The sequence below is a fragment of the Prauserella aidingensis genome (assembly GCF_024171865.1).
Lineage (GTDB): Bacteria > Actinomycetota > Actinomycetes > Mycobacteriales > Pseudonocardiaceae > Prauserella > Prauserella aidingensis.
Genome location: NZ_JAMTCN010000013.1, coordinates 34,195 through 51,418 on the forward strand (window position 1 = coordinate 34,195; position 17,224 = coordinate 51,418).

Annotated in this window: 15 protein-coding genes; 9 read left to right on the top strand and 6 right to left on the bottom strand. The window is 71.3% G+C overall.

From position 1 onward, the window contains the following. Positions 1–174 precede the first annotated feature (174 nt). Genes LY13_RS14615 through LY13_RS14630 form a run of 4 tightly spaced genes read left to right on the top strand, consistent with a single transcriptional unit; the run spans position 175 to position 5,153 of the window. Positions 175–1,305, top strand: a complete 1,131-nt coding sequence (locus LY13_RS14615; RefSeq protein WP_253828973.1) for a TAXI family TRAP transporter solute-binding subunit — start codon at positions 175–177, stop codon at positions 1,303–1,305. Further along, positions 1,298–3,346 carry a TRAP transporter permease gene (locus LY13_RS14620; protein ID WP_253828974.1) on the top strand — a complete coding sequence of 683 codons (2,049 nt, stop codon included), beginning with the start codon at positions 1,298–1,300 and terminating at the stop codon, positions 3,344–3,346. The genes LY13_RS14615 and LY13_RS14620 overlap by 8 nt, the downstream gene beginning before the upstream one ends. Continuing rightward, on the top strand, positions 3,343–4,266 hold the full coding sequence (locus tag LY13_RS14625; protein ID WP_308216336.1) for a CoA transferase subunit A: 924 nt from the start codon (positions 3,343–3,345) through the stop codon (positions 4,264–4,266). Before LY13_RS14620 ends, LY13_RS14625 begins: the two co-directional genes overlap by 4 nt. Further along, the gene (locus LY13_RS14630) at positions 4,263–5,153 is read left to right on the top strand and encodes a CoA-transferase subunit beta (RefSeq protein ID WP_253828975.1); all 891 of its coding nucleotides are present in this window, start codon (positions 4,263–4,265) and stop codon (positions 5,151–5,153) included. The genes LY13_RS14625 and LY13_RS14630 overlap by 4 nt, the downstream gene beginning before the upstream one ends. Positions 5,154–5,164: 11 nt before the next feature. Here the strand turns inward: LY13_RS14630 and LY13_RS14635 are convergent, their stop codons facing one another. Then, complete coding sequence (locus LY13_RS14635) at positions 5,165–6,073, bottom strand: LysR family transcriptional regulator (protein ID WP_253828976.1); 909 nt, start codon at positions 6,071–6,073, stop codon at positions 5,165–5,167. A gap of 167 nt (positions 6,074–6,240) precedes the next feature. Between LY13_RS14635 and LY13_RS14640 the strand changes: the two genes are divergently transcribed. Continuing rightward, on the top strand, positions 6,241–7,449 hold the full coding sequence (locus LY13_RS14640) for a CaiB/BaiF CoA transferase family protein (RefSeq protein ID WP_253828977.1): 1,209 nt from the start codon (positions 6,241–6,243) through the stop codon (positions 7,447–7,449). A 20-nt stretch (positions 7,450–7,469) separates the two neighbouring features. After that, a complete protein-coding gene (locus tag LY13_RS14645) occupies positions 7,470–8,672 on the top strand; it encodes an acyl-CoA dehydrogenase family protein (RefSeq protein ID WP_253828978.1) in 1,203 nt (400 codons plus the stop codon). A gap of 155 nt (positions 8,673–8,827) precedes the next feature. Here the strand turns inward: LY13_RS14645 and LY13_RS14650 are convergent, their stop codons facing one another. The 3 genes from LY13_RS14650 to LY13_RS14660 form a co-directional block, all read right to left on the bottom strand. Continuing rightward, positions 8,828–9,322 carry an SRPBCC family protein gene (locus LY13_RS14650; protein ID WP_253828979.1) on the bottom strand — a complete coding sequence of 165 codons (495 nt, stop codon included), beginning with the start codon at positions 9,320–9,322 and terminating at the stop codon, positions 8,828–8,830. Further along, a complete protein-coding gene (locus LY13_RS14655) occupies positions 9,319–9,678 on the bottom strand; it encodes an ArsR/SmtB family transcription factor (RefSeq protein WP_253828980.1) in 360 nt (119 codons plus the stop codon). The genes LY13_RS14650 and LY13_RS14655 overlap by 4 nt, the downstream gene beginning before the upstream one ends. 91 nt (positions 9,679–9,769) lie before the next feature. Next, positions 9,770–11,803 carry an acyltransferase family protein gene (locus LY13_RS14660; RefSeq protein ID WP_253828981.1) on the bottom strand — a complete coding sequence of 678 codons (2,034 nt, stop codon included), beginning with the start codon at positions 11,801–11,803 and terminating at the stop codon, positions 9,770–9,772. Positions 11,804–12,364: 561 nt separating this feature from the next. Between LY13_RS14660 and LY13_RS14665 the strand changes: the two genes are divergently transcribed. Then, positions 12,365–13,321 (top strand): NADP-dependent oxidoreductase, encoded by a 957-nt coding sequence (locus LY13_RS14665; RefSeq protein WP_253828982.1) that lies wholly within the window; start codon positions 12,365–12,367, stop codon positions 13,319–13,321. 51 nt (positions 13,322–13,372) lie between these two features. Here the strand turns inward: LY13_RS14665 and LY13_RS14670 are convergent, their stop codons facing one another. Both LY13_RS14670 and LY13_RS14675 read right to left on the bottom strand, forming a co-directional pair. After that, on the bottom strand, positions 13,373–15,304 hold the full coding sequence (locus LY13_RS14670; RefSeq protein WP_253828983.1) for a sensor histidine kinase: 1,932 nt from the start codon (positions 15,302–15,304) through the stop codon (positions 13,373–13,375). Next, the gene (locus tag LY13_RS14675) at positions 15,291–15,995 is read right to left on the bottom strand and encodes a response regulator transcription factor (protein WP_253828984.1); all 705 of its coding nucleotides are present in this window, start codon (positions 15,993–15,995) and stop codon (positions 15,291–15,293) included. Before LY13_RS14675 ends, LY13_RS14670 begins: the two co-directional genes overlap by 14 nt. A 158-nt stretch (positions 15,996–16,153) precedes the next feature. On the opposite strand from LY13_RS14675, the gene LY13_RS14680 reads away from it, so the two are divergent. Next, entirely contained in the window at positions 16,154–16,576 is a 423-nt protein-coding gene (locus LY13_RS14680; protein WP_253828985.1) for a hypothetical protein, read from the top strand. A gap of 58 nt (positions 16,577–16,634) precedes the next feature. Continuing rightward, positions 16,635–17,216: a class F sortase gene (locus LY13_RS14685; protein WP_253828986.1), complete on the top strand. Its 582-nt coding sequence runs from the start codon at positions 16,635–16,637 to the stop codon at positions 17,214–17,216. The last annotated feature ends 8 nt before the right edge of the window (positions 17,217–17,224 follow it).

Sequence of the window (17,224 nt, forward strand, 5' to 3'; positions counted from 1 at the left end):
CCGGTGTCCTCGCCGCGGTCCGGGGACCGACACGATTACGGTCATCGGCGGCAATATCGGGCGCAGCGGCGAAACCGTGTGGGTATCAATCGCTCCGGCAAGAAGTATTGGCGTCGACCGTGTGCCGTCCATCACCGTTGCGGGTGGCGCTTCTCCCAACGACGGGACGAATGGATGCACACTCGACGTCACACGCCGGTCGCGCTCGTGGCCGCCGCCCTGCTCGTCCTCTCCGGCTGCGGAGGGGGTGAGGACCCGGCCCGCAGCGACACCCCGCTCGACGTGGTGGCCCTGTCCACCTACGGCACGGGCACCGCGACGTTCGCCGACGTCGCGGCCGTCGCCGACGCCGTCACCGCGGAGGACGGGACGCGCTTCCGGATCATCACCTCCGGCACGGCGATCGGCCGGATGCTGCCGCTCAAGGACGGTCAGACCCAGTTCGCGCGCGTCGGCGACGAATACATCTTCGGCTTCCGCGCCGAGCACGAGTTCGCCGACGAGGACTGGGGCCCGCAGCGGACTCGCGTCGTCTGGGGACCGACCGCACCGCACAGCTGGATGGCCCGTGACGGGTCCGGTATCGAGGAGGCGGCCGATCTCGCGGGCGCACGGGTCCCGCGGATCACGGCCAACCCCTCGGTCAACCAGAAGACGGAGGCGATGCTCGCCACGGCCGGTCTGACCTGGGACGACGTCCGCCCTGTCGACATCGGCTACGGCGAGCAGCCCGACGCGCTCAAGGCGGGCAAGCTCGACGTGCTGTTCCAGCAGGTGTACGGCTCGTCGCTGGCCGAGCTGGAGTCGACGACCCCGGTGCACTGGCTGGACTTCGACGCCGACGACCCGCGTACGCAGCGGGCCGTCGAGGAGAACGTGCCCTCGGTGGAGCTGCGCCCGTTCAGCGGCGCGCCCGGCCAAAAGGAGGGCGAGTCGAACACCGCGTTCTGGTACGCGGTGCCGATCATCACCTACGCCGACACCTCCGACGTCGTCGCGTCCCAACTCGCACGATCCATCGTGGATAGTTACGACACCTACCGGGACGCGACGTCGACCACGGACCTGTGGTCGACCGACCACGCGATGATCGAGCCGGTCGAGGTGCCGTTCCACCCCGGACTGATCGACGTCCTCGAGGAGGAGGGCGTGTGGACCGCGAAGGCGCAGCGACGGCAGGAGGAGTTGCTGGCACAGGAGAAGCGGCTCCACCGCGGTTGGCAGCAGGTGAAGGGGTCGGAGAACCTCGCGCGGGACTGGGCCGCCTGGAAGAAGCAGCACCTCGAGGAGGCCGGCGATGCGTGACGCGACCGACGACGACCCGCCGCAGGCCGACGACGTGCCGGGTCCTGCCCGGCTCACCGGAGCGGAGTGGTTCTGGGCGGCGGTCGCCGTGACGTTGACGGTCGGCGGGGTCCTGGTGGTGCTGAACCAGATCTTCTTCTGGAACCCGGGCGGGTTCACCCTGCTGCTGAACGCGTTCCTGTACGTGGTGTTGGCGTGCTTCCTGTCGCAGGTCTTCGTCCTGGTCGGAGCACGGAGGTCCGACCGGCGTTCCCGGTTCGCCGTGCCCTGGTACGACGCGGTGCTGGCCGCGGTGTGCGTCACGGTCAACCTGTACTTCGCAGTGCATGCCGAGCAGATCTCGCTGGAGGGCTGGGACTACGCGGCCCCGCCGCTCGCGGTCGCCGGATCGTTCGTGCTGTGGCTGTTGGTGCTCGAGGCACTGCGGCGGACGGCAGGGCTCGCCGTCACGGTCATCGCGGGGGCGTTCTCGCTGTACCCGCTGATCGCCGAGCGCATGCCCATCGGGTTCCTACAAGGTGTGCCGTTCCCGATCGAGCGTGCGGCGACGGTCCACGCGCTCGGGCCGGACTCGATCCTCGGGCTGCCGCTGCAGACGGCGGGAGCGATCCTGATCGGATTCCTGGTGTTCGGTGTCGTGCTGCAGCGCACGGGTGGCGCCGAGTTCTTCATCGACCTCGCGCGCAGCGTGTTCGGCCACGCCCGCGGCGGTTCGGCCAAGGTCGCGGTGACCAGTTCGGCGTCGATGGGCATGATGAGCGGGTCGGCGGTGTCCAATGTGCTCACCACCGGGCCGATGACGATCCCGGCGATGAGACGGGCCGGATATCCCGGCAGGTACGCGGCGGGCATCGAGGCCACCGCAGCCACGGGCGGGTCGGTCACCCCGCCGATCATGGGTACGGCCGCGTTCCTGATGGTGTCGTTCCTCGGCATTCCGTACTCGGAGGTGGCGTTGGCGGCGGCGGCCCCTGCGCTGCTGTACTACGTGGGGGTGTTCACGCAGGTGGACGCGTACGCCGCGCGCACAGGGCTGCGTGGTGAACCGCGGTCGGTGCTGCCGAAGGCACTGGCGACGCTGCGTACGGGCTGGCCGTACCTGTTCGCGCTCGGTGCGCTGATCTTCCTGTTGGTGTGGCGTAACGACGAGGCGCAGGCACCGTTCATCGCCGCCGCCGCACTGCTGATCATCGGTGTGGTGCGGCCGCGCAACCGGCTCGGTGTTCGCGGGTTGTTCGCCGTGGTGGTGGACGCGGGACGGTCGATCGCGGAGATCGTCGGCATCATCGCCGGCGTCGGGTTGATCGTCGGTGCGCTGTCGATGTCGGGTGCGTCGCTGTCGCTGGCCCGCGAACTCGTCGCGGCCGTCGGCGACAACGTGTTGCTGATCCTCGTCGCCGGCGCGATCACCTGTTTCGTGCTGGGCATGGGGATGACGGTGTCCGCGGTGTACGTCTTCCTCGCGATCGTGATGGCCCCCGCGCTCGTCGAACTCGGCGTGAACCCGGTGGCGGCGCACCTGTTCGTCATCTACTGGGCGGCGGCCTCCTACATCACGCCACCGGTGGCGCTGGCCGCGTTCGCGGCGGCGGGGATTGCCCGTACGTCACCGATGGCGACGGCGGTCACGGCGATGCGACTGGGCGCGGCGAAGTACATCGTGCCGTTCTGTTTCGCGCTCAACCCGGCGCTCGTCGCGCAGGGCGACGTCGGTTCGGTGCTGCAGGCCGTCGGACTGGCGATCGTCGGCGTGTTCGCGATGGGGGCGGCGTTCGAGGGATACGCGCCGCTGGTCGAGGTACGGATGCCGGGGTGGACGCGGCTCGTGGCGCTGGCCGCGGGTGTGGCGTTGCTGCTCCCGGAGACCGTGTCGTCGTTGACGGGCCTGCTGGTGGTGGTCGCGCTGTTCGGCGGGATCCGGATGGTCCGGGGACGCGAGCCCCGTGTCGGCGACGGGGTGCCGGCCGAGCAGACGGTGCACGAGCCGGACGGCTCCGCACCCGGCCCCCGGCGGGACGGCGATCCGGAGGTTCACGCGTGAGCGGGTCGAAGGTGACGACGCTGCGCGAGGCCGTCACCGAGCACGTGCGGGACGGCATGACCGTGGCGCTGGAAGGCTTCGGACACCTCATTCCGTTCGCCGCCGGACACGAGATCATCCGGCAGCGCAGGCGCGACCTGACGGTGTGCCGCATGACCCCGGACATCCTCACCGACCAGCTCCTCGTCGCGGGGTGCGTGAGCAGGCTCGTGGCGTCGTTCTTCGCCAGCGGTTCGGCCGGGTCGCTGTACGAGATCCGGCGCCGGGTCGAACATCACGATCCGGCGCCGCTGGAGACCGAGGAGTACTCGCACTACGGCATGTACTGCCGGTACGAGGCCGGTGCGAAACGGTTGCCGTTCCAGCCGTTGCTGTCGTACGTCGGCAGCGACCTGCCGGAGCTGAACCCGCGGATCCGCGCCGTCGAGAGTCCCTACGGCGAGGGCAAGGTGTACGTCGTGCCGCCTCTCAATCCGGACGTGACGGTCGTGCACGCCCAGCGCGCCGACGCGAGCGGAAACACGCAGCTGTGGGGCATCACCGGTGCGCAGGCGCCTGCCGCCTACGCCGCGTCGGCCGTGATCGTGACCGTCGAGGAGGTCGTCGCTCCCGAGGTCGTGCGCGCCGATCCGAACCGCACGCTGATCCCGGCGCACGCGGTCGACGCGGTCGTCGAGGTGCCCGGCGGGGCTCACCCGTCGTACGCGCAGGGCTGCTACGACCGCGACAGCGCCTTCTACCGGGAGTGGACGCCGATCAGCAGGGACAGGGAGGCCGCGCTCGCCTGGATCGACGAGTGGATCCACGGCACCGCCGACCACGCCGCGTATCTCGCCGAGCTCGGACAGGCGCGCTGGGAGGGACTCCGGGTCGCACCGGCGCCGTCCGGTTCGGTCTCCTACGGACGGAGGAAGGAATGACGGCCGACTCGCCCTCACCGGACGGTGCGGCGTCCACGGCAGAGCCGTCCACTGCCGAGCCGTCCACAGGGGACGCGACCGCCACGGACGGGGCCACGGACCGGGCCGCGCCGCTGTCCGACGTTCCGCCGCACAGCGCGGAGTTCCTCGCCACCGTGGCCGCCCGCGAGCTGGCCGGGCGGAGGCGGGTCTTCGCCGGGGTGGGACTGCCGACGCTGGCCGTGGACCTGGCCAGGCGCACCGTCGACCCGGGTGTGGAGCTGGTCTACGAGTCCGGTGTCGTGGGCGCGCATCCGGAGGCGATGGCCGAGGGGATCGCCGACTCGGTGCTCGTCTCGGGCGCCGAGGCGATGCTGAGCATGGACGCACTCTTCGGCTACGTGCTGCAGGGTGGGCACGTCGACGTGGGATTCCTCGGCGCCGCCCAGGTGGACCGGATCGGCAACATCAACACGTCCGTGATCGGTGACTGGCAGCGCCCGGAGGTGCGACTGCCCGGATCGGGCGGGGCGAGCGACATCATCGCCTCCGCCCGCGAGATCGTGGTCGTGCTGCGCCGCCACGACCCGCACGCGCTGCCCGCGGAGGTCGACTTCTGCACCTCGCCGAGCCCCGCCCGCGCGCGCAGGCGGGAGGGGTTCCACCAGCCTGCGGGCGCCGGTGTCACCACGGTCATCACCCCGCTCGGCATCCTGCGCAGACCGGATCGCTACGGCGAACTGGAGCTGGCGGCGGTCCACCCCGGCGTCACCGTGGCCGAGGCGACCGGCGACGTGGGCTGGGACCTGCGGGTGCGGGCCGACGTGGCCGAGACGCCGCGTCCCCGTGCCGAGGACGTCCGGCTGCTGCGGGAGGAGATCGACACGGTGCGGCTGTACCTGCGGTGACGGCGGGTGTGTCACAGTCCGGCATAGCCCTCGGGAGTGGGAAGGGCGATCTCGGACAGTTCGAGGACACGGTCGACGGCCGGCGTGGTCTCGGTGCGCCAGATCAGCCGGGCCAGCGCCTCCTCCCTGCCGCCTTCGAGCGGGATGACCGACAGGCCTGTGGTGATCACGTTGCGGAACGCGGTGTCCACGGTGAGCGTGAGCCCCACTCCGGCGGCGACGAGTGCCATGAGCGTCCAGGTGTCGGGACCCTGCTGGACGATCCGCGGGGTGAACCCGGCCTGCTCGGCCTTGCGCATCGCCGTGTCACGCAGCGACGACCCGGTCGCGGCCTCGAGGAACACCCACGACTCGTCGACGAGCTCCTCCATGCCGACCGATTCCCGTCCGGCGAGCGGGTGCGATTCGGGCACGACGATGACGAAGTGGTCGACGCGGACGACGCGGGAGCACATGCCGGGCGGCGTGGCGTCCCATCGCACGATCGCCATGTCGAGCGTGCCGTCGGCGAGCTGGCCGATGGCCTCGGAACCGTAGGTGGTGCTGCTGAGCGCCAGCTCGATACCCGGCTGGTCTTGCCGGACGCGCTGGGCGAGCGCACTGATCAGCGGGTGCGACGACGGGCCTGCGAAGCCGATCGAAACGGTGCCGACCGCCCCTTCGCCCGCGTACGCGACCGCGCGTTCGGCCGCGTCGAAGGCGCGGACGATGTCGTAGGCGGCGGGTACGAGCGCCTCGCCCTGCGGGGTCAGGCTGACGCGCCGCGTGGTGCGGTCGAACAGCGGCGCGCCGAGGTGGCGTTCGAGTTGCTGGACGGTGCGGCTCAGCGGTGGCTGGGCGATGTGCAGTCGTGCGGCGGCCCTGCCGAAGTGCAGTTCCTCGGCGACGGCGAGGAACGCCGTGACGTGGTGGAGGTCCATCCGGCGGCTCCTGGCTCCGGCCCTGCCGGGTCGCGGCAGGCCCTCGGTCGTACCGGCGCACGGTCGTGCGCGGGCACCGACCCTGTGCCGATTGATACGTGCACACGATCGATACCATACCGATTGCGCCATTGTCGGGTATCGATTGCGTTGGCAGGATCGGGGACATGGTCGACACCGCCGCCGACGTCCCCCGAGCCCTGCCGCTCGAGGGAGTCCGCGTGGTCGCACTGGAACAGGCGGTGGCGGCGCCGCTGGCCACGCGCCACCTGGCCGACCTGGGCGCCGAGGTGATCAAGATCGAGCGCGTCGGCGAGGGCGATTTCGCGAGGGCCTACGACGACACGGTGAACGGGATCGCCTCGCACTTCGTGTGGCTCGGCCGCGGGAAGAAATCGGTGGCACTCGACGTCAAATCGCCCCGCGGCGGGCGGCTGCTCACCGGCCTTCTCGGCACCGCGGACGTGTTCGTGCAGAACCTGGCACCCGGCGCCGCCGCCCGGCTCGGCCTCGACGCCGACACGCTGCGGAGTCGCGATCCGCGGCTGGTGACCGTGGATCTCAGCGGGTACGGCGACCGTGGCCGGTACGCCGATCGCAAGGCCTACGACATGCTGGTGCAGGCCGAGAGCGGGCTCGTGTCGATCACCGGCACGCCCGAGCAGGCCACCAAGACCGGCATCCCCACCTCCGACATCGCGGCGGGCATGTACGTCCTCACGGCCGTGCTCAGTGCGCTGCTGCGGCGGGAACGCACGGGCGTGGGTGCGAGCCTGGACGTGTCGATGTTCGACGCCACGGCCGAATGGCTCGGCCACCCCATGTACGTCGCGATGTACGCGGGCAGGCAGTTGCCCCGGCTCGGGCTCAGCCACGCGGCGATCGCGCCGTACGACGCTTATCCGACGAGCGACGGCCGGGTGCTGATCGGCGTGCAGAACGACCGCGGGTGGCAGGCGCTGTGCCGCGAGGTCTTCGCCGACGACGCGCTCGCGGCCGACTCCCGGTTCGTGACGAACGTGCTGCGGGTCGACCATCGCGGTGCGTGCGACGCGGAGGTCGGCGTGCGCACCGCACGGTTCGACACCGCCACCCTGGAGGCGCGGCTCGCCGACGTCGGCGTGGCGGCGGCGCAGGTCAACGACATGGCCGGACTCGTCGACCATCCACAACTGTCCGAACGCGACCGCTGGCGGGAGGTCCGCACCGAGAACGGCCCCGTGCGGGCGCTGCTGCCGCCGATGACGTTTCGCGACGTCGACCTCGTCATGGGCGACGTGCCCGCGCTCGGCGAGCACACCGACGAGACGCTCACCGCCCTCGGTGTGCAGGCCGGGGAGCTCGACGACCTGCGCGCCGACGGCGTGATCCAGTGACCGACAGGGAGGCCACCGCCATGACCACCACGCCCGACCCGGTGTCGACACCCGGACCGCAGCAGGTCGACGACGAGGACTTCGCCGCGATCCTCGCCGCCACGCGGGACTTCGTGCGCAGCAGGGTGGTTCCGCGGGAGAACGAGATCGCCGAGGCCGACGCGATCCCGGACGACCTGCGGGCGCAGGTCGCCGACATGGGCCTGTTCGGCTACGCCATTCCGCAGGAATGGGGCGGTCTCGGGCTGAACCTGACGCAGGACGTCGAGCTGGCCATGGAACTGGGCTACACGTCGTTGGCACTGCGGTCGCTGTTCGGCACCAACAACGGCATCGCGGGCCAGGTGCTGGTCAACTACGGCACCGACACGCAGAAGGCGGCATGGCTCGAACGGATCGCCTCGGGAGCCGTGGTCGCCTCGTTCGCGCTGACCGAACCGGGGGCCGGATCGAGCCCCGCGGGACTGCGCACGAAGGCCGTGGCCGACGGCGACGACTGGGTGATCACCGGCGGCAAGCGGTTCATCACGAACGCCCCGATCGCGGACCTGTTCGTCACGTTCGCCCGCACGCGCGAGGCCGAGGGCAGGGATCCCGGCATCGCGGTGTTCCTGGTCCCCGCCGACGCACCCGGCGTCCAGGTGGGGCCGAAGGACCGCAAGATGGGGCAGGAGGGCGCCTGGACGGCCGACGTCACGTTCGACGGCGTGCGGGTCCCGGCCGACGCGCTCGTCGGCGGGTCCGAGGAGGTCGGCTACAAGGCCGCGATGATGTCGCTGGCCCGCGGCCGCGTGCACATCGCCGCGCTCGCGGTCGGCGCCGCGCGGCGGGCGCTGGACGAGTCGGTGGCCTACGCGACGGGAGCGACGCAGGCGGGCACGCCGATCGGCGAGTTCCAGTTGGTCCAGGCCATGCTGGCGGACATGCAGACGGGTGTGATGTCCGGTGAGGCCCTCGTACGCGACGCGGCGAGGAAATATCACACCGGAGAGGACCGGCGGATCGCCCCGTCGGTGGCGAAGCTGCACTGCACGGAGATGGTCGGCAGGGTCGCCGACCTCGCCGTCCAGGTGCACGGCGGCACCGGGTACATGCGCGAGGTGCCGGTCGAACGGATCTACCGCGAGGTGCGGCTGCTGCGCCTCTACGAGGGCACGAGCGAGATCCAACGGCTGATCATCGGCGGTGGTCTGGTCAAGGCGGCGCAGCGCGGCGCACGCTGACCGGGCCGTCCCCGCCCTCGGAAGGGCGACCCGCACCGGGGTGCCGGTCGGTCGTGACCGGCACCCCGGTGCGGCGCCGCGCTCGTCGTGTCAGGGTCGCCAGGCCGGGTCGCGGCCGAGGAAGGCCATCAGCCTGTCCTGGGCGGGCGCGGTCGTCATCGCTCGGTGCCGGTCGTCAGCAGCCGGTCGAGCTTCTCGTAGCCCTCGCGGACCCCGGTGTCCATGCCGCTGGCCAGGATGCCGTCGCGGGTCTCGAAGTCCTTGACCAGGCTCAGCACCCGCAGGCGCGTGCGTCCGCCGTCGAGTCGCTCGAACGTCAGGGTCTCGAGCGAGACGCCGTCCGGCATGCCCTCGTAGGTGAACGTCCACACGATCCGTTCGTCCGGCCGCACCTCGTGGAAGCTGCCGTAGAAGGAGGCGATCTCCTCGCCGTCCCTGTCGTTGGCGAACGCCCATTCGCCGCCGGTGCGGGCGTCCCACTTGACGATCCTCGTCGTGAGCGAGTGCGGCCCGATCCACCGGCGGTACAGCTCGGGGTCGACGTGGGCACGGAACACGCGGTCCGGTTCGGCGTCGAACTCGCGGACGATCTCGATCGTCGGGACCCGTTCGTCGGCCGTGATCTCGGTGTCGTGGGTGGTCGTGGTCATGATGCCTCCGTTTCGGACGGTCGTGCTCGATCGCTCTCCTCTGCCAGGAGGGCGTCGAGCCTGCGGTAACGCTCTTCGGCTCGCCTGCGGTAGCGCTCGATCCAGGTCGACATCAGGTCGAACACCTCCGCGTCCAGATGGACCGGCCGGCGCTGGGCCTCCTTGCTGCGGGTAACCAGTCCGGCGTCGCCCAGCACCTTCAGGTGCTTCGACACGGCCTGGAGGCTCATGTCGTAGTGCTCGGCGAGCTCGCCCACGGTCGCGTCGTCGACGGCCAACCGGGCGACCAGGTCGCGGCGGGTCGGATCGGCGAGTGCGGCGAAGGCACGGTTGAGCCGTTCGGTCCTGTCGTCCACCGTTCTTTCCTCAACTTGTCGGTTGAATAAAGGCTAGGACTGCATCCGCCCAATTGTCAACCTGAAGGTTGAATAACGAGGTGAGGTGGGATCAGCCCAGGACGTCGAGCGACGACAGCTGCTCGTCGAGCCACGGCGCGAGCGTGCGCGCATAGGTCGCGGTCAGGTGGGTCGTCACGCCGTAGACGACGACGTCGCCGATGACCGCCGGGCACGTGCCGTCGCGGCAGAACGCCGGCGTCGAGTCGAGCAGCTGCGCGCCGTCGACCCGCTTCGCGGCGTGGTCGGCGACGTGCGGGTAGTCGAAGGCGACGTCCTGCGGGACGGCGCAGTCGTCCAGCCGGTTCGGGGCCCGCGAGACGCAGCTGGGCACGTCCTTGTCCGGGTGCGGATTGTCCTTGATCGTGACGACCTGCGCGCCGGAGCCGCGAAGCTCGGACAGCGTGTCGGCGTACCCGTCGCGGAGCTTCCTCGCGCTCGCCGTGGGATCGAGGCGGCGCTCACCGTCCATCGCCGTGTACGTGTCGCGGCCGCCGGTCAGGACGAGGTCGGGCTTCTCCTTCTCGGTGATGCGGGTCAGCATGTCCGACCGCCAGGCGTCGCATTCGGAGTAGTACCGCCGCAGTGCGTCGTTGTAGAGGCCGACCTGCGGCGGCGGGCATCCGGACTTGGTCAGCGACACGAGGCGCCAGCCGCGGTCCTTCGCGATGCGTTCCAGCGCGGGGAAGTACTGCATGGCATGGGAGTCGCCGAACAGCACGACGGTGCGGTCGGACTCCGGATCGCCGTAGGCGCACGCGGGAGAGGTCGTCTCCGGCCGGTCGGCGTGACAGCCGTCGTCGTAGTTGCGTGGCCAGTCCTGCGGGGCGAGCCGTGGTTCGGGGCGCACCGCGTCGACGGAACGCTGCACGGCGTCGCCGTGGCCGAGCGCGGGCGCGCCGGTGGCCTCGTCGGGAGCCTTGGTGGGAAGTGACGGGATCGTCAGCGCCAGCACCAGTCCGCAGACGACGGCGAACACGGTGCACGCCGCTCCCAGTGTCAGCGCGCGCCGCGACCGGCGCAGCAGCGGCGACAGCCGGAAGGGCTGTTCGACCAGGTGGTACGTGGCCACGGCGAGGACGTAGGCGCCCGCGACGACGGCCAGTCCTTCGACGGCCGACAACTCGCCGAACGCGGCGGCCGCGAACACCAGTGCCGGCCAGTGCCACAGGTACCACGAGTACGACACCCGTCCGAGGTGCCGCATGACCGGTGTGGCGAGGAGCTGCTGCGGCCGGGCCGACGGCAGTGCCGTGCCCGCGGCGATGACCGCAGCCGTGCCCAGTGCCGGCAGCATCGCCCACGGGGCCGGGAACAGCGTCGCCTCGTCGAACAGCACGACCGCCCCGCCGATCGCGGCGAGACCCGTCCACGCCAGCACCGTCGCCGCCCTCGGGGCGAGCCGGGTGACCGGCAGGAGTGCGATCGCGCCGCCGACGGCGAACTCCCAGCCGCGGCCCAGCGTGTCGAAGTACGCCGTGTCGGCCGAGCGCAGCGTGCCGACCACCGAGTACACCAGCGACACCGTGCCCACGACGGCGACGACGGCGAGCAGTGTCCGCCGCGGGCCGTGGGCACCGGCGAAGCGCCGCACCAGCCACACCACTCCGAGGAGCAGCAGCGGCCACACGACGTAGAACTGCTCCTCGACGGCCAGTGACCAGAAGTGCTGCACGGGACTGGCCTGCATGCCGGCCGCGAAGTAGTCGACCGCCTGCCCGGACAGCCACCAGTTGAGCGCGTACAGGGCGGAGGCGACGAGGTCGGCGGCGACCGAGTCGCGGTCGACGGGGGACAGCAGCAGCCAGGACAGCAGGGCCACCGCTGCCAGTACGACGGCGACCGCGGGCAGCAGCCGCCGGGCGCGGCGGGCGTAGAAGCGGCCGAGCGACAGCGAACCGGTGCGTTCGATCTCGTCGGCGATCAGCCGGGTCATGAGGAACCCGGACAGCACGAAGAACACGTCGACGCCGACGTAGCCGCCGGTGACCGGTAGCCCCGCGTGGTACAGCAGAACGGCGAGGATGGCGACCGCACGCAGGCCCTCGATGTCGGGCCGGAACCGGCGGGCCGCGTCGGCGCTCACGGACCCGGCGTCCCCCGGAAGGGTCGCGGTCGGTGCGGTTTCCGGCGACGGTGCGGTCGTCTGCGCCGGCGAATCCCCGTGGCGTGACGGCGAGGGCCCTGGCCGCGGCAGCGAACGCACAGTGGTGGAACCTCTCGGTCGATGTCGTGGTCCCGCGTGGGCACGGCGAGCGGTTGCGTCGGCCGTGTCGGCGCGGATCGAGACGCGGTTCGCCGCGGGCGGGTCACCGCAAAAGCTGCCTCGCCCGAGTCCGGCTGTCAATGGTGCCGACCACGCTGTCGACCGCGTTTTCCGTTGGCTCACAACGGTTTTACTCGCAAGCTCACGGCGCGATCACACCGGTGAGATGTGGGTCAGGCCGGAAGGCGTGCGATGACGAACACGGTGAGCCGGCACCGGCAGGCCTGATCACGGGACATCGGGTCGGACCCGCAGGTGGGGAGCGCCACCCCGGGAACGTACGAATCGGGCGATGCCGATGAACAGGACAGCGGCGGTGGCAGTGTGGCCGTGTTCGCCCGCGCGGAAATATCCGCCGAGTCGATCATTGTTGTGCCGGACATGAAGGCTGTGGGAGTGACCGAGTTCGGCGGTCCGGACGCGTTGCACACACTCGAACTGCCCGAGCCGGAGGCCGGCGCGGGGCAGGTACGGATCCGCGTGCACGCGGCGGCCGTGAACCCGACGGACACGGGGGTGCGCACGGGTATGAGGGCGGGGCCGGATGCGGCGTCGCCGCAGGTGCCCGGGATGGACGCCGCCGGCGTGATCGACCAACTGGGCCCCGGCGTCGGTGACCGCCTCACGCTCGGGCAGGCCGTCGTCGCACTGGTGGTGCCGTCCGGCTCGCACGGCGCGTACGCCGAGCGGATCGTCGTCCCGGCGGAGTCGGTGGTCGCTGCGCCGGAGGGCGCGGACGTCGCCGCCGCGTCGACGCTGCTGATGAACGCGATGACGGCACGGCTGGCGATCGACGCCTGCGGGCTCTCGCACGGCGACACGATCGCCGTCACCGGCGCGGCGGGCGCGTTCGGCGGCTATGTGGTCCAGCTCGCCAAGGCCGACGGGCTGCGGGTGATCGCGGACGCCAAGGAGTCCGATGTGGATCTGGTACGCGGCCTCGGGGCCGACGAGATCGTGACGCGCGGCGACGACGTCGCGGCACGCATCCGGGAGCTCGCCCCGGACGGGGTGCCGGGCCTGGCCGACGGTGCGCTGCTCAACGAGCGTGCACTGCCGGCCGTCGCCGACGGGGGCACCCTGGTGACCCTGCGCGGCTGGCAGGACCAGGCCGAACGCGGCATCACGGTGCATCCGGTGCTGGTCGTGCACGGTGCGACCGACACCGGCCGGCTGGACCGGCTCGCCCGCCAGGCCGAACAGGGCGTCCTCGGCCTGCGCGTGGCGGGGGTCTTCCCGGCAAGCCGGGCGGCGGAGGCACACCGGGTGCTGGAAGCGGGCGGCGTGCGCGGCAGGCTGGTCCTGGACTTCACCGACGACGCGGCGCTCACCGACTGACGCCCGGCTCCGGTGGCCGTGCCAGGGACCTGCCACGGCGACGGGCCGGGGTCAGTCCTCCGCGGTGTGACGTATGGGCAGGTGGACGGTGAATACCGTCCCGACGCCGACGGTGCTTCGCACCGCGATCCGGCCCCCGTGTGCGGTGATGAGGTGGTGCGTGATCGCCAGGCCGAGCCCGCTGCCGCCGCTGCTGCGGCTGCGCGACTTCTCGGCCCGCCAGAAGCGGTCGAAGACGTGCGGGAGCGATTCGGCGTCGATGCCGGTGCCGGTGTCGGTGACGTCGATGCGCAACTCGTCGTCGATGGCCTGCGCCCGCAGTTCGACCCGTCCGCCTCGTGGCGTGTGGCGGACGGCGTTCGACACCAGATTGCCCAGCGACTGGCGCAGCCGGGTCGGATCCGCCGACAGCTCGGCATCGTCGTCGGCGTGCACGGAGAGTTCGACGCCGCCGTTGTCGGCCGCCGCCCGGTGCGCGGCGACGACCTGCTCGACGAGGGCTCGCAGGTCGACCGGCTCGAGGTGCACGTGCAGCTTTCCCGCGTCGGCGAGCGCCAGGTCCTGCAGATCGTCGATGAGGTGCTGCAGCAGCAATGTCTCCTCGTGCAGCGAGGCGACCAGCTGCGGATCGAGGTCGGCGACACCGTCCTGGGCGGCTTCGAGCCAACCCCGCACGTTGCCCAACGGTGTCCGGAGTTCGTGTGCGACGTCACTGACCAGGGTTCTGCGCTGCCGTTCCGAGCGTTCGATGCGCTCCGACATGCTGTTGAACGCCGTCGCGAGCTCGCCGATCTCGCCGCGTGCGGACGTTTCGGCGCGGGCGGACCGGTCTCCGTCGCCCATCCTCTTCGCCGCGGCGGTGATCGCACGGATCGGGCGGACGAGCCTGCTCGCGGCCAGCGCTGCGACGCCGATGGTGACGGCGAGCACAGTCGCCGCGGTCCACACGATGCTGTCGACGCCCACAGTGGACAGATCGGGCCCGGCGCCGTCCCCGTTGGGCGCGGTGATGAACAGTTGCGCCGCAGGGGACACGTGGGAGGCGAGCTGTTCCCGCCGCGCCGAGTCGACACATCGCTTCGTGTGGCTGCCCGTGGTGGTGAGTTCGCCGGCCGAGGTGATGTCCGAGGCGTCGACCGGGAGCGGTCCGCGCCCCTGCCGTTCGAGGCAGGCATCGACGAGCGTCAGCAGCGCCTCGTTCGCGGTGCGCTCGGTACGGGTGGCCGCGGCTTCGGGCCCGCAGACCGACTTGGGTGACGGTGTCGGTGGTTCGGTTCGCGAACCGGTCGCCGGCCTCGGTAGCTGCGCGATCGAGGCCGGCGACCGCGTGCCGTCGCGGGACGGCCGTTCCGGCGCCCTTGTCTCCGCCGTCGGTGGCGGCGATGTCGCGGTGACGGGTTCGACGGTGGAGCGGCCGTTCGGGCGTTCGACGATGGTGCCGTCCACGCCGTGGCGCCGCAGGCACGCCAACCGCGACCGTGCTGCCTCGCGGAGCTTGCGCCGTTCGCCCGCGGTCAGCCGGTAGGGGCCGACGGCTCGGGGGTCGATGCCGGAGGCCGTGGCGTCCGGCTTGAGCACGGTGTCGACGGCGAGCGGGTCGACCACCGCGGACGGTGTGCGGGGGAGCGCGTCCCGGTCGTGGCCGCCCGAGTCGGCAATCGGGACCCGGGCAGGCGTCGTCAGCGTGATCCTGCGGCCCGTCTCGTCGGCGAGTCGGTCGACCGTGTCCTGTACTCCCCGCCACCGGGCATGTGTCGCGGCGTAGCCGAGGAGGGAATCGTAGATGGTGGCGTCGTGGGCCAGCGATGTGCGGAGTTCGCGGTTGATCGCGCCGCTCGTGCTCTGCGCGGCGAGCCACGCGGTCGCGCCGATCGATGCGCATGCCACGACTGCGGCGAGCGCGAGCAGGCGCGTGAGCAGACTGTGCCTGCCGAGCTTGCGGCGACCGTCCGAAAGCCCGTCGCTGTCGTTACGACGCCGCATCGACCGCGCCGTCCTGCAGTTTGTAGCCGACGCCGTACACCGTGATCAGGCGTGCCGGCTTCCGCGGGTCGGCTTCGAGTTTGCGGCGCAGGTTCATGACGTGCACGTCGACGGTTCGTTCGGTGACGAACCGGTCCATTCCGAGGGCCTGGTCGAGTAGCTGGCCGCGCGTGAACACGCGTCCGGGCTCGGCGGCGAGCGTGGCGAGCAGGCCGAACTCGGCGGGCGTGCAGTCCAGCGGCACCCCCGCCAGTACCACCTTGTGCCGCTGCCTGTCGACGACGAGGTCGTCGACTTCGAGAACCCCGTCCTGCTGAGGGGACCCACGTCCGGCGCGGCGCAGGATCGCCCGTACCCGCGCCGCGAGCTGCCGAGGACTGTAGGGCTTGGTGACGTAGTCGTCGGCGCCGAGGTCGAGGCCGAGCAGCACGTCGTCCTCGGTTGTGCGGGCGGTGAGCAGCACGATCGGCAGGTCGGACTCGGCGCGCAGTACGCGGCAGACGTCGAGGCCGTCGACCTTCGGCATCATCACGTCGAGCACGGCCAGGTCCGGGCGCTGCCGCCGTGCCTCGTCGATCGCCGACCGCCCGTCCTGGACGACCGCCACGGTGTGGCCGTCGCGGTGCAGATAGCGCCGGATCAGCTCGGCCTGCATGGGGTCGTCTTCCGCGACCAGTACCTGTGCGCACATTGTCGGCATTGTCGCCGGTCGAAGGGCTGCAGCGGCCTGGTTCGGGCAACTCCTCCCGCGATTCGAACAGGATCTTCACATTCGCCGGACGGGATCTTGACAACTCGGAGTCAGGGTGTGTCTCACCCCTCCCGAAACAGGAAGAAAGGACACGATCGATGAAGCTTGGGCGAACCCTCGCCGCGACCGCGGTGCTCGGTGCATTGGCGCTGCCGATGACGGCCGCCGTCGGCTGGGCGGACACCGCCGAGGCCCCGACCGCGGAACCGTCGCGATCCGCTCCCTCGACCGGCGAACCGCAGGAGCGGCCGACGCAGCGACCGACCGAGCGGCCGACCCGCGAACCGCAGGAGCGATCGACCGAGCGGCCGACCCGCGAACCACAGGAGCGACCGACGCCGACTGCGACCGCCCCGGCGGGCGAACGGCAGGTGACCGAACGGCCCGTGGGCGCCCCTGAGACCGGAGGCGATCCGGCCGGGTGGGATGGCGCACCGGTCTACGTCGGCGGTGCGGCGGCCGCGGTCATCGGTGCCGGCACCGTTGTCCTGCTGCGTCGTCGCAGTGCCGGCGAACGGTAGGCGTCCGTCGGTGCACGGGTGTCATGGCACGCGGGGAGGCCGGTTCACGGTCTCCCCGGTGCTGGCGCTGGTTCTCGCGGTCGCGGGGTGTACGGCACCGGATCACCCGGTCGGCGTCAGCAACGGTTCCGAAGTTTCCACGTCGACGTCGGCACAGGGAGGCCGGGGCGCGCCGGACGATTCCGTGGAGCCGGTTCCGGATTGGGTGGACGTGCCGGTGATCGACGTGCACTCGTCGCTGATCCCGCTCGGACTCAACGACGACGGAACGGTCGCGGTGCCTGCGCTGCACCGGCCGATGCAGGCCGGCTGGTATCGCTACGGTCCCGTACCGGGTGAGGTGGGCCCCGCTGTCGTTCTCGGCCACGTCAACGGTGACGGCAGGGACGGCATCTTCGCGCGGTTGCATGAACTGGAGAGCGGGGACGAGATCCGCGTCGGCCACGACGACGGCACGGTCGTGCGGTTCAGGGTGACCCGCGTCTCGCAAGTGCCGAAGGAGCGGTTCCCGTCGGATCGGGTGTACGGCGACACGGCGAGTCCCGAGCTGCGGCTGATCACCTGCGGCGGGGAGTACGACGAGGAGGCGGAGAGCTACCGCGCCAACGTGATCGTCTACGCGGAGCTCGCCGCGCGGTGAGATACGGG